This window comes from Dyadobacter psychrophilus (assembly GCF_900167945.1).
Lineage (GTDB): Bacteria > Bacteroidota > Bacteroidia > Cytophagales > Spirosomataceae > Dyadobacter > Dyadobacter psychrophilus.
In genome coordinates, this window is record NZ_FUZA01000001.1 from 112,041 (window position 1) to 124,844 (window position 12,804).

At 44.4% G+C, this 12,804-nt stretch carries 14 protein-coding genes; 11 read left to right on the forward strand and 3 right to left on the reverse strand.

Annotation, left to right across the window (positions count from 1 at the left end; all coding sequences use genetic code 11):
• Positions 1–3 precede the first annotated feature (3 nt).
• The 3 genes from B5X68_RS00520 (at position 4) to hemA (ending at position 3,485) form a co-directional block, all read left to right on the forward strand.
• A complete protein-coding gene (locus tag B5X68_RS00520; protein WP_082213919.1) occupies positions 4–1,068 on the forward strand; it encodes a response regulator in 1,065 nt (354 codons plus the stop codon).
• 121 nt (positions 1,069–1,189) lie between these two features.
• Positions 1,190–2,224, forward strand: a complete 1,035-nt coding sequence (adhP, locus tag B5X68_RS00525; RefSeq protein WP_082212731.1) for an alcohol dehydrogenase AdhP — start codon at positions 1,190–1,192, stop codon at positions 2,222–2,224.
• Complete coding sequence (hemA, locus tag B5X68_RS00530; protein WP_082212732.1) at positions 2,217–3,485, forward strand: glutamyl-tRNA reductase; 1,269 nt, start codon at positions 2,217–2,219, stop codon at positions 3,483–3,485. The genes adhP and hemA overlap by 8 nt, the downstream gene beginning before the upstream one ends.
• Here hemA and B5X68_RS00535 read toward each other — a convergent pair.
• Complete coding sequence (locus B5X68_RS00535) at positions 3,482–4,051, reverse strand: DUF4136 domain-containing protein (protein WP_082212733.1); 570 nt, start codon at positions 4,049–4,051, stop codon at positions 3,482–3,484. The genes hemA and B5X68_RS00535 overlap by 4 nt on opposite strands.
• Positions 4,052–4,313: 262 nt before the next feature.
• Between B5X68_RS00535 and B5X68_RS00540 the strand changes: the two genes are divergently transcribed.
• A complete protein-coding gene (locus B5X68_RS00540) occupies positions 4,314–4,559 on the forward strand; it encodes a hypothetical protein (RefSeq protein WP_082212734.1) in 246 nt (81 codons plus the stop codon).
• A 14-nt stretch (positions 4,560–4,573) separates the two neighbouring features.
• Here the strand turns inward: B5X68_RS00540 and B5X68_RS00545 are convergent, their stop codons facing one another.
• On the reverse strand, positions 4,574–5,041 hold the full coding sequence (locus B5X68_RS00545; RefSeq protein WP_082212735.1) for a DinB family protein: 468 nt from the start codon (positions 5,039–5,041) through the stop codon (positions 4,574–4,576).
• A gap of 237 nt (positions 5,042–5,278) precedes the next feature.
• Between B5X68_RS00545 and B5X68_RS00550 the strand changes: the two genes are divergently transcribed.
• From B5X68_RS00550 to B5X68_RS00560, 3 genes are all read left to right on the forward strand, one after another.
• Positions 5,279–6,112, forward strand: coding sequence for a universal stress protein (locus B5X68_RS00550; RefSeq protein WP_082212736.1), 834 nt, complete (start codon positions 5,279–5,281; stop codon positions 6,110–6,112).
• Positions 6,113–6,181: 69 nt separating this feature from the next.
• Positions 6,182–6,664, forward strand: a complete 483-nt coding sequence (locus B5X68_RS00555; RefSeq protein ID WP_082212737.1) for a hypothetical protein — start codon at positions 6,182–6,184, stop codon at positions 6,662–6,664.
• Between the two features lie 46 nt (positions 6,665–6,710).
• Positions 6,711–7,907: a S1C family serine protease gene (locus B5X68_RS00560; protein WP_082212738.1), complete on the forward strand. Its 1,197-nt coding sequence runs from the start codon at positions 6,711–6,713 to the stop codon at positions 7,905–7,907.
• 52 nt (positions 7,908–7,959) lie between these two features.
• On the opposite strand, the gene B5X68_RS00565 is transcribed toward B5X68_RS00560, so the two are convergent.
• Complete coding sequence (locus B5X68_RS00565; protein WP_082212739.1) at positions 7,960–8,313, reverse strand: hypothetical protein; 354 nt, start codon at positions 8,311–8,313, stop codon at positions 7,960–7,962.
• Between the two features lie 507 nt (positions 8,314–8,820).
• Here B5X68_RS00565 and B5X68_RS00570 point away from each other — a divergent pair.
• The 4 genes from B5X68_RS00570 to B5X68_RS00585 are packed head-to-tail and all read left to right on the forward strand — an operon-like array spanning position 8,821 to position 12,759.
• Positions 8,821–9,696 (forward strand): DUF6544 family protein, encoded by an 876-nt coding sequence (locus tag B5X68_RS00570; RefSeq protein WP_082212740.1) that lies wholly within the window; start codon positions 8,821–8,823, stop codon positions 9,694–9,696.
• On the forward strand, positions 9,696–10,802 hold the full coding sequence (locus B5X68_RS00575) for an efflux RND transporter periplasmic adaptor subunit (RefSeq protein WP_082212741.1): 1,107 nt from the start codon (positions 9,696–9,698) through the stop codon (positions 10,800–10,802). The genes B5X68_RS00570 and B5X68_RS00575 overlap by 1 nt, the downstream gene beginning before the upstream one ends.
• On the forward strand, positions 10,799–12,058 hold the full coding sequence (locus B5X68_RS00580) for an ABC transporter permease (RefSeq protein WP_082212742.1): 1,260 nt from the start codon (positions 10,799–10,801) through the stop codon (positions 12,056–12,058). Before B5X68_RS00575 ends, B5X68_RS00580 begins: the two co-directional genes overlap by 4 nt.
• Complete coding sequence (locus tag B5X68_RS00585) at positions 12,055–12,759, forward strand: ABC transporter ATP-binding protein (RefSeq protein WP_212567969.1); 705 nt, start codon at positions 12,055–12,057, stop codon at positions 12,757–12,759. Before B5X68_RS00580 ends, B5X68_RS00585 begins: the two co-directional genes overlap by 4 nt.
• Positions 12,760–12,804 lie beyond the last annotated feature (45 nt).

Sequence of the window (12,804 nt, forward strand, 5' to 3'; positions counted from 1 at the left end):
AATTTGGAACAAAAGAAGATTTTGCTCATTGAGGACAATCCAGAAATGCGCGAGAATACGGCCGAAATTTTGGAATTAGCTAACTATAAGGTCCAAACTGCTCAAAACGGGAAAGAGGGCGTCCGGCTTGCCACGCAATTCAAGCCCGATATCATTATATGCGATATTATGATGCCTGAGCTTGATGGCTATGGAGTGCTGCACCTTTTGAGTAAGGACGAGAATACAGCCCATGTTCCATTTCTTTTCTTGACTGCAAAAGCGGAAAAAGAAGATTATCGCAAAGGCATGACCATGGGAGCAGATGACTATCTTACCAAACCTTACGATGACCTTGAGCTTCTTCATATTGTTGAAGTGCGTTTAAAGAAAAATCAAAATTTACGTAAGCGATTCGAACGCTCATCGGCTGGATTTGATCAGTTCATTCAAGAGGCTAGATCTTTTGATTTGCTATCCAAACTTGGACAGGACAGGAAGGTAAAAGCCTTTCGCAAAAAAGAAACTATTTATACAGAGGGCAGCTTTCCGTCCCATATCTTCTTTCTTCTGAAAGGGAAAGTGAAAGCATACAAGTCCAGTGATACAGGTAAAGAATACATCACCGAGCTATATAAAATAGGCGATTTCTTTGGGTATCTTGACTTGTTGCAGGGCGAACCCTACCAGGAAACTGCTATTGCACTTGAAGAGGTCGAAGTGTCAATCATTCCAAAAGATGACTTTTTCAATTTGTTACAAGGCAACCGGGAGGTGTCTTCAAAATTCATCAAGATGCTTTCTAATGAAATAAAAGAAAGGGAACAACGGTTGCTGAACCTTGCGTATAACTCCGTGCGTAAGAGGGTAGCCCAAGCATTGGTGATGCTTGCGCAGCGCTACCAGGATGATCATACCAAGCCTTTTTCAATGGCTATCGCCCGTGAAGACATCGCCTCAATAGTCGGCACGGCGACTGAAACTGTAATACGTACATTATCAGATTTTAAAGAAGAACACCTTATCGACATGAAAGGCAGTCTAATTACCGTTCTGGAATATGATAAGTTAGTCCGTATTAGAAATTAGCCTTGCCTATCAGAAAAGCTGACAAAAGTCAGTCTTTCTTCTGACCACACTCCTGACAACAAAACTATTAAGAACTGAAATTTACCATCTCAAAGTAAATCAGATTCTAAACTTTGTTGTGATGCTCCCAAAAACAATGAAAGCCGCGGTTGTTCGACAGTTCGGAAAACCCCTTCAAATCGAAGAAATGCTAGTTAAAAGACCAGGAAATCACCAAATCCTGGTTAAAGTTGTTGCCAGTGGCGTTTGTCATACGGACCTGCATGCTGCCGATGGTGATTGGCCTGTCAAACCCAAGCTCCCCCTGATCCCTGGCCATGAAGGCATCGGTTATGTTGCAGCAGTTGGCCCGGAAGTTACCAATGTAAAAGAAGGTGATATCGTAGGCGTGCCCTGGTTATACAGCGCATGTGGATGCTGCGATTACTGCACCACTGGCTGGGAAACGTTATGCGAAACCCAGCAAAACGGCGGATACAGTGTCGACGGCGGCTATGCCGAATACGTTGTGGCCGATGCCCGGTATGTTGCGCATTTACCAGCCGGAACGGATATGATCGAGATGGCGCCAATTCTCTGCGCAGGTGTGACCGTTTACAAAGGGATTAAGGAAACAGAAACCAAAGCGGGAGAATGGATTGCGATCTCAGGTGTAGGAGGCCTTGGGCACCTTGCAATACAATACGCCAAAGCAATGGGCATGCAGGTAGCAGCCATTGATATTGCAAATGATAAATTAGAGCTTGCAAAAAGTCTGGGAGCAGATTTGACCGTTAATGCATTGGAAGACGACCCGGGCGAGTATTTGAAAAAAGAAACTGGTGGAATGCATGGCGTATTGGTTACCGCAGTATCGCCGACCGCGTTCAAACAAGGCATTTCCGTGATGAGAAGAAAAGGAACCCTTGCATTGAACGGTTTGCCCCCTGGCGGATTTGATCTGCCTATTTTCGAAACAGTACTCAACCGCTTTACTATTCGCGGCTCCATTGTAGGCACCAGAAAAGATATGCACGAGGCAATAGAATTTGCCCTAGACGGTAAAGTGAAAGCCACTGTCTCTACGGCTCGTTTGGAGGACATTAATGACGTTTTTACTCATATGAAGGCAGGTGAAATTCAGGGACGGGTTGTGATGAAAATTGCCGATGCCTAATTTATTTAAGGTAGTTAGCCTCTCCTATCGCAATGCGCCTTTGCATGTCAGAGGGCTGTTCACGCTCAATGACACCGAAGCTAAACAGCTCATGCTGCGGATAAAGGAGTATTTTCTGGTCAGCGAAGTGCTGGTGCTTTCGACCTGCAACAGGACAGAGATCTATTATTCATCACCCAAAGATCTTAACGAGGGCATCATCAAACTCTTGTTAATTGAAAAACAGATAAATCACACGGAGAAGTATTTGAGCTATTTTAAACAACTTGTCTGCGAAGAAGATACAGTACGGCACTTGTTTGAAGTTTCTTTGGGCTTACACTCCCAGGTGATTGGTGATATGCAGATTATAAACCAGGTCAAGCAGGCATACCAATGCAGTATCGACCTTGATCTGGCTGGCCCTTTCCTTCACCGGCTTCTACACACGATATTTTTCGCCAATAAGAGAGTGGTCCAACAGACAGCATTCCGGGACGGAGCCTGCTCTGCGTCCTACGCAACCGTAGAGCTTCTGAAAAATCTGGTGCAGAATCCAAAAATCCTGGTTGTGGGCTTGGGGGAAATTGGTACCGATGTGGTCAAGAACCTTCCACCAGTCACCCAGGTAACATTAGTTAACCGGACAAAAAGCAAGGCCGAAGAGCTCGGCTCAAAATATGGCCACAGGACTGCGGATTTTGATGACATGGAAAGCGAGATTGCTGCTGCCGATGTGATCATTTCCTCTATCGTAATGGATAAGCCATTTTTCACAAAAGATATGTTGGTCCGCTCTGGCAGCTACACTTTCAAATACCTGATCGACCTGTCGGTACCAATCAGTGTAAGCCCGGATGTAGAGGACATCCCCGGCGTTTTAATTTATAACATTGATGGGATACGCGCCAGGACTGACGAAAGCCTGGCACAAAGAATGCAGGCGATCCCAATGGTAAATCAGATCATCTCAGAGGCCATTTCCGATTTTGATGATTGGTCAAAGCAGATGGTCATGCAACCGGTGGTTCAACAATTAAAGCAGGCCCTCGAGCAAATCCGGAGCCAGGAAATTGCCCGAGCTACAAAGGGCTTGTCACCGCAAGAACTTGAAAATGTGGAACGAATCACCAGCAGTATCATTCAGAAGATCATCAAACAACCCGTTCTTCAACTCAAACAGGCGTGCAAACAAGGCGCGCCAGAAATATTAGTAGAGGCCTTACAAGACCTGTTCAACCTCGAAAAAAAGAACTTACACCATTCCATTGATGACTATTAGCGTATTTTGATCGTCATATCTACACCTTGTCTTTTTACCGATTCTGGAAAGTCCTTGAGAATTTTAGCTATGGCAGACCGGATCGCCACCTCCACGTCACGGCTTTCATAAACTACAACTTCCAGCACTCCCACCGCCCACCCACGCCATAGCAGGTGCCCGTCCGGTGCCTTTAATACATCCAGTGTCAAAGTGGCTTCCCGATAGTTAAATACATCGGGTCTTGGCCGCATATAGTAATCCCAATACATATACCCATAAGGATCCGGCAGGAATACCGATCGTTCTTCAACAGTGATCGTGTAATCCAGTGTAAACTCAGCGCTGCTATCGGTCAACACGTAACCCCGTATAGCAAGCAAGTCATTTACCGCTGATCTGATCCTTTGGTCGGTTATTTCATTATAGTATAAAGGATACCGTTCCCGGTCGGCCTGCAAAGGTTTTGACCAATTATAGGTACGAAACTGCGACACATCAAATTCTTTGTCATAATCAGAGTAGGTCCGGATTTCCGGGCTGCATGCTGTTGCAAGGATTGCCAAAAGATATACCAGTTTTTTCATGTGCTAGCGGGATCAGATAAATGATCTACCAAAGTACCATTAGAACAGCAACTGGATTATGACAATAGCTTGCCTTTTAATTGACCACAATCATGCTTTGCAAAACATTTGATAAAGCTTTAACTATATCCGAATTTCATGAGAAATATCATATCTAACTGCCACCTCGATCATGGTATTTTAGTAAGAACTGCTATAATATTGTCTTGCTGATAACAAGGGCTCCAACTCAATTTCTGTTCCACATTTACTACTCCGTGATATGACTTACCAACCTAACTCCCAGCAGGTAACATTCGTTTTACCGATGTACTTCACGAAAGCTGAAATCGTATTCTCTAAATCTTCTAAAAGTCTTGAGAACTTCTCTTTCAAGATCGTCCCGACCAGTAAACCGGTTCACGCCATTTCTACTGAGATTTTAGAAAAAGGCCAATGGCTGGCACAATTGATCTGGTCGCAAGGTAAATCGCAATTTTGTAGTGAGCAGGTAATTGACATCAATTGAAATTCTGAACCCGGCTATTTCGCGCCGTCTGCATATTTGAGGATAATGGCCAGTTGCCCACCATGGTGTGCAGTATGAGATATGATCCTTCCAAGCGATTCCGCTTTCGTTTTCACCCCAAACTCCTGGGTTACAATATCAGTATCCCAATCCTGATCACTTTGCAGACCAATAGCGATTTCCAACGCTTCGGCTGAATGAGACACATATTCAAGCAGGCTGGGCAGATCGGTCCATTCTCCTGTATCGTGTTGGGCAATTAATGTTTTTGCGCTCACAGAGATTTTGCTGCCAAAGACGTTCTTGGCAAACAACAACTCCACATCTCCGATATGCCGGATCAGGAATCCCACGGTATTCTGTGTGAGAGGCAGTTTTCGAATCAGGTCCTGGGATTGAAGGTTAATTAATTGAGTAGAAAAACGTGTCCTTGCTTCCTTCCAGAGAGAAAGAAGCGTCTGTGTTTTTAGTTGTCGTTCCATTTTTTGATATGTGATTTTTTGAACGCAAGTCTACCATTTCCACAAGCGCCGGGGTATGAGCCTGATCATTTTACGAAGTGATATATATCCCAGTTGATAAAACATTGATCAAACTATTAATCGCATATTATCATTATGACTTGTGACCTAAGTCATAATACAACCTAAATTAACCATCTACTTTTATCGCATTGTTGCCATCCAGAATATCCTGAGCCAAACTTTAACGACCCGTTAATGAAAACGATCCTTGTTCCCATTGATTTCTCGGCATCCTCAGAAAAGGCTCTTTCTGTTGCAAAAGGTATTGCAGCAAAAACAGGCTCACAGCTCATACTAATGTATGTCTATCCCGCTTATGTATCCGACATTGCTATTTCAGAAACGATTTATTCGTTACCTGCATATCAACAATTGGAAGAAGATCACCGCAAACAACTCCATAATCATGTAGATCAACTTAATAGGGAAGAATTTAGCGCCGAAGCCATCTGGCTAGGGGGAACCATTGGGGAAGAGATTATTAAGCAAGCTAGGAAATCGAAGGCAGACCTGATCGTGATGGGCAGGACCGGAAAAGGAAGTTTTCTGGATAAGTTGGTCGGAAGTTCTACCACTTCCATAGCTAGGGATGCACCCTGCGCGGTATTGATTGTGCCAGCACAAACAACTAAGTTTTCATTTAAAAAGGTCGTGTATGCCACCCAACTCGAGTATGAGGAAAACGATATTATTGCGCAGGTCAAAAATTTGGTAAAGCACCTTGGAGCCACATTGACATTCTTAAAAGTGGATGCCTGGACACAGCCCGACATCCAGCCTGATGGGCAATTCATAGATCAGATTGGAGCACAATTTAACGTGGCCGCTGATGATATAGTTGTTATGAAAAATCAGAAGGTAATAAACGGAATCGAGGCGTACTGCGATCAGGTGCAAGCGGATTTGATTGTTGTCTCCGCAAGGGAGAGAGGGTTGATCGAAGAGTATTTGATCAATCCAAGTCTAACTAAAAAATTGGTATTGGATACGCACTTGCCATTGCTAGTCTATCATTTGAAACCAGACTAATAAGCCAATTCCGAAAATCGATTTTCATAAACCGCTAAAATCCGTACAAACATTTATACTACAGAAGTCATGGAAGACACACTATTGGCACCATTTATTTTCTGGGCCATTTATATTGGTAGCAACCTTACCACCCTTCTCTTGCTTTGGATAACAATAAAACATCCTGACGCTGGTCGCGCAATGCTTTCATTTTTCTTTGCGGCTTGTTGCCTAATCAATATATCAAAGGCTATGGAAATGTCCTGGCTCTATGCCAAAGGTGCAGAAATCATCACCCTGCCCTATCACTTCTTTCTCGGCAAAGCCTTGGGAGATCTGAGTAAACCTATACTCTGGATAACTGCCGGTTGCCAGGGATTAGCCTCAATTGCATTGACACGCAAAGGCTTGATTTTCGTTCTGGGTTGCTGGTGCGGAATGATCCTGTTAATAGCGCTATTTCCACTAGGATTGAGAGCTGCTTTTCCAGCGTCAGCATTCGCTGCCCTTGCACTTTATTATCTACAAAAGTCGCCAAGCCATACTGTTCTTACCGGAAAGACTCGGTAACGCGCTAGATGTTCAAAAGCCTTCGCGCTATTTTAAGTGTACAATTATGATGGTGAATTTTCTATTTCCCAGGTTGGAATACAGTCGATTGGGAATTGTATTGATGCTTTATCTGATCCTGGCCGGGTGTCAAAGAAATGCACAGGAAATGCCCCAAAATAGAAGCGATCCTTTCGCTTCACAACAAAAATCCGGGCATCGAAAAACTGTCGCGGGGGTGAGCTCTTCTAATGTCCTGAGTTTCCGGCACGCAGCGCGCATGTCTACATTGGCGACCGTAAAAGTAAAGTCTATCTTCCCAGAAGTAGCACCCCTGCCCGTACCCGATTTCTACTATGAATTTTTCAATAAAGACTATGTCGGTCCCTATAGGATGCCTTCTGGTGACGGCCGCCAAGACAATACCGGCAGCGCATCGGGTGTGCTGATCAGTGAGGACGGATATATAGTTACTAATTATCATGTCATTAACACTGCGAAAAGTATTGAAGTTATCCTTGCAGACAGGCACAGTTATCCTGCGACAGTAGTCGGCACCGACAAAGCAACCGATCTGGCTTTACTTAAAATCGAGGCAGAAAACCTTCCCTTCATTGAGTTTGGCAATTCAGATTCCGCCGCTGTGGGGGACATTGTTTTAATCGTAGGCAATCCGCTAAACTTTACATCTACTGTAACTCAGGGCATTATCAGCTACAAAGCACGCAACATTGCGCATAGCTCAGAGCAATGGACGCTGCAATCCTATCTCCAAACTGATGGGGTCGTCAATATTGGCAACAGTGGGGGTGCATTACTGGATTTATCGGGAAAACTCCTTGGGATTGTAACAGCAATAGCCTCACCTAATGGGGTATACGCCGGTTATTCATTTGCTATTCCGGTTAAAGTAGTCAAAAAAACCACTGCTGATTTACACAACTATGGCCACGTGCGACGCGGCAGCTTTGGCATGACAGCGGTTGAAATGGATGCGGAAACGGCGGCTAAGTTGAAAACCAGTGTGGTCGCAGGTATTTTAATAGGCAGCATCGAAAACGGAGGCGCAGCTGATAAGGCTGGTTTGGCCCGCGGTGATATTATCACCAGTATTTGCGGGGTACCGGTGGAATCGTTGGCCGAGCTCAGCGAGGTAGTTGCCTGCTCCTACCCAGGCCAGCGGCTGCTGTTGAAGGTGGTCAGAAACGAAAGGCATATCCAAAACGCTATTATATTATTGGGCGGCTCGGGCATTGCTAAATAGTAAGCGCGTATCGGACTTCGTGACTGTAAGTTACTGTGGATCAATTAATATTTCAGTCTCGAAAAATGACGTTTATCTCTCTAGTGAGAATATCTGTTAACAAGCCAAGGGCAATAATGATGTTGAAAATTGTTCCAAATCTTGCGTCCTGCCAAGCCATTAATATCACTGTCTGAGAGACCAATATGGAAAGAATTGCCCCCCAAAGCCAATTTTCATTTCTTAGTAAAAAGAAAACTGTAGTCAGGGTTAATGATATAGTAGCAATTAACGACAACACGCCGCCAGCGCGGGTTATCTCACTAGCAATAGGGCCAATTTTGCCATAACCGAATGCTGCTGCAAATCCTGCCAAATGTATCAAACCGTGGATTAACATTACGAAAACAAACAAATACCTGATCATGGCTTCCCGGTGTAAAATTGATGAACCTGTTTACTGTAGAATCACAAATAGAGTAGAACGGCGGCTCATTAAGAATGACCCGCCTCAATATTGTGTGTGACTTTTGTCGTACGCCTGATTAACCTAATACTTACCCATCATCTACTCATGAACAAAAAATTGAATCTTCCAGAAATACCAGTGCCCGCCAAAGTACCTGAGTTCATTCCTATACCTGCAGAACCAGTTAACCCAGGATTCCCCGAGATCGATCCCGAAAGTCTTCCAATACAGCCGCCAGCACCGAGAGAAATGCCCCTCATACAATTTCCTGATTCTATTTAGTGCTCGAAAAAAAGCCCTGGCCGCTCCCGGTTGCTTCTTATGACATATCTCATTTTTAAAGGTGATCAATAGACTTAGCGCGTCGAAGGGATTAATATAGTTTTAAAGAAATAAATCTTACATCTGCATAATGAAACCAAATCAGCAGCAGGTTCAAGGTTTAGGTCTTAAACTCTGAATACCATGAGAACGATTAGCGAACTTTCAATCGCCAGAAAAGCTACGCCTTTAAAACCTAAGCAGCCTTCATCGGCAACAATGACCGCTTTATTGTTGCTTTTTATCATCGCGGTGATCGTCCCTGCAGCCGGTGAGTTCTATGGATCCGTACAGTTTGAAAATGCTGTAAAGCAGCTTTATAAAAACCCTGCGAAACAGCATCCAAAGCCATTTTCATACCATCAACTCAGCGGGCTACCCTCTCCTGTTCAGGGTTACCTTAAACATGTTTTGAAGGAAGGCCAAATGCCTGTGCGATCAGTCCGGATGCTTATGAACGGGCAGTTTAAGGCTGGCATCAAAAAAGATTGGATAGTGATTAATGCCCAGCAATACATTACTAATTGGCAACCCGGCTTTGTTTGGCATGGCAAAGGTTACATGCTGTCTTCCAGGGATTCGTATTTGGCGGGCAGCGGAAACTCTGTTGTATATCGGTTTGGTTTCTTTCCAGCGCGTAAATCTCGAAGCGATGAAGGGGAGCTTTTGCGCTGGATAGCAGAAAGTACGTTTCATCCTACCACCTTGCTGCCCAGTGGCAACATTCAATGGTCACCAATTGATCCCGCATCGGCCCTGGTGACCTTCAGTAATAAAGGTGCACTGAACACTTGTAGGGCTTTCTTTAACAGTAAGCAGGAAATTTCCAGAATGGAAGCCTACCGGCAGTGGAATGGCAAAAAAGAAAAGTGGGTGGTTAGATTTAGTGATTATCAATCCAGGAACGGAATGCTCATACCAAATGAGTTGGAAGCGGGATGGCAGCTGACTGATGGATATTTTCCATATCTAAAGCTTACAATAAACCGAGTTGAATTCAATAAAACTGAAGTTTTCTAATGTACTTAAATTGGTCTATACCGGTTATAAAGCTGGCCCTTTTCAGCGCCATTGTTGCATTGATGATCTGCTGTCACAGAAAGCCTGAAACGACTCAGCCCGCTATGGAAAATATCATGGAGTCTGTTTACGCTTCGGGCATTATAAAAGGTGCGAATCAGTACCGGGTTTATTCAACTGTAAACGGCCTGATCGATAAGGTGCTTGTCTCGGAAGGCGAGCTGGTCCGGAAAGGCACGCCGGTCATGAGCCTGGTTGGTAATGTGGCCCGGCTTAATGCAGAAAATGCCGAATTAGCAGTCGCCTACGCCTCTACCACCGCAAATACCGAGCGTCTGGATGAGTTAAAGAACGCACTTTCGCTGGCCAAACTTAAGTTGGGAAATGAGCAGTCTCTTTGGTCCAGGCAAAAAAACCTTTGGGCGCAAAAAATCGGTACGCGCAACGAGTTTGAGCAACGCGAACTCAGTTACAACAACGCACTTAACGCTTACGAGACGGCTAAACTCCGGTATACGGAGACATTAAAACAACTCAACTTTCAGGAGCAGCAATCCCGAAAAAACCTGCAGATCGCCAAAACAACAGCAAAAGAGTACATAGTAACAAGCCAGCAGGATGGCCAAGTTTATAGTATTCTTAAAAAACCAGGCGAAATGGTCACACCTCAAAGCGCTGTCGCAATCATCGGCGCAGGTGATGATTTTTTGATCGAGATGCAGATCGATGAATATGACATCATCAAGGTGAAAACCGGCCAGAGGATAGCCATCACGATGGATAGTTACAGAGGCCAGGTCTTTGAGGGGGAAGTAGGCAAAATTGTGCCGTATATGAATGAGGGTTCAAAATCATTTACCGTGGAAGGACATTTTTTGAAAAAGCCGGAGACGCTTTATGCTAACCTGACATGCGAGGCAAACATTATTATTAGCCAGAAGCCTAAAACCCTTACTATCCCAAGAGATTATTTGCTTGATGGCGGGTACGTGCTTGTGGAGCATAATAAAAAACGAAAGGTAAGAACCGGGCTAATGGACTATGAACGGGTTGAGATTGTGGCCGGATTACAGCAGAATGAGCACATTTTTAACCCAGAGCCATGAAATTGAAACTGATCATGGACATTTCCTGGGCACTTCTGCTTGCCAGATGGAAACAGACTTTGGTTGCGGCCGCAGGTGTCACATTCAGCATCGCCATGTTTATTTCTTTGCTGGGCTTTATGACAGGGTTAAATGTGTTGCTAGATGGACTAATCCTGAACAGGGTACCGCATGTGCGTTTATACAAGTCCATTCGGCCAAGCCAGAAGCAACCCGTCATGCAGGTCCCAGGATTTAGAAAACACTATCATTTTATCAGCTCTGTGAAGGCAGTCAATGCAAGTCAGCAGATCCGCAATAGTCAGGCAATCCTGACCTATCTCAGAAATGATCATCTTGTTATCGGTGCCACGCCCAGGATCACAACGCAGGTATTTTTCAATGACGGCAATATCGATCTCACCGGAATAGTACAGGGCATTGATCCAGCACTGGAAAACAAATTATTCAACTTTGATGAATACATGATCTCTGGCTCGGCAGCTGATCTGTCCAAAATGCCGAACAGCATCATTCTCGGAAAGACCTTAGCCGACCTTTTATTAGCAGATGTAGGAGAAGTGATCCAGTTAACAACCACCCAGGGACAAGTTTTTCAACTTAAGGTTGTTGGCCTTTTTCAATCGGGTATACAAGAGTATGATAAGACACAAAGCTACGCTTCTGTGAATGTGGTGCAAAAGCTACTGGGAAAAACGGCTAGTTATGTGACGGACATTCAAATCAAATTGACAGATATAACCCAGGCTCCGGCAGTAGCGAAAAAATTTGCCCAAATTTTCGAAACGGATGCCGAAGATATTCAGACAGCTAATGCTCAATTTGAAACCGGCAGCTTTATCAGGACCCTTATTTCTTATGCAGTTGGCATTACCGTTCTGATTGTAGCGGGTTTTGGTATTTACAATATTCTCAACATGATGATCTACGAGAAAATGGATACGATTGCCATATTGAAGGCGACGGGTTTTTCGGGCAAAGATGTGAAGACTGTGTTTCTGCTCATTGCACTCGTCATCGGGCTATTTGGGGGGTTACTCGGATTGCTTGCCGGTTTTGGTATCTCGGTCATTGTTGATCAAATTCCCTTCGTGACACCTTCATTGCCAACCATCACGACTTACCCTGTGAATTATGACCCCTGGTTTTACGGCATCGGGATTGTATTTTCACTGGCTACCACCCTGCTTGCCGGGTGGCTCCCATCTCGTAAGGCAAGTAAAGTCGACCCGGTTGTTATTATAAGAGGGAAATGATGGAAAAAATTGTACTTGCGGCCCGACATATCTCTAAGGAATTCGCAGATCCTCTCCGGGTCAAAGTGCTTTCAGATGTCTGCTTTGAGATCAAGGCGGGAGAGTTTGTGTCTGTGACCGGCAAATCCGGATGCGGAAAGTCTACTTTGCTCTATATCCTGTCGACCATGGATACTGTTTATGAAGGCGAGCTTTGGATTGACGGCCAGTTGATGAAAAACAGAAAAGAAGAACAGCTAGCCCAGGTCCGAAATGAGAAAATCGGCTTTGTATTCCAGTTTCATTATTTGTTAAAAGAATTTACGGTCCTTCAAAATGTAATGCTTCCCGGATTAAAGCTCAATAAATATTCTAAACAAGAAGTGGAGCACCGCGCCATGGAGAAACTGACAATGCTTGGCATCGGCGATCTTGCGCTCAAAAATGCCAACCATGTATCGGGAGGTGAAAAGCAGCGGATAGCTATTGCCAGAGCCCTGATCAACGATCCGATGATCATTATGGGCGATGAACCTACCGGTAACCTTGATAAAAAAAACAGCGAACTTGTATTTGAGATATTTAAACGTCTTGCCGAAGAGTATAACCAGACGATGCTCATTGTTACCCATGACACCAGTTTCGCAAGGAAAACGAGCAGGAATATCGAAATGGAGGATGGTCAGATTATAAATGACATAGCAGTTACAGATTTGGTCTAACGGTTGATTCTGAACCCTGATCACGATCACTTCCAGTGCTACCAA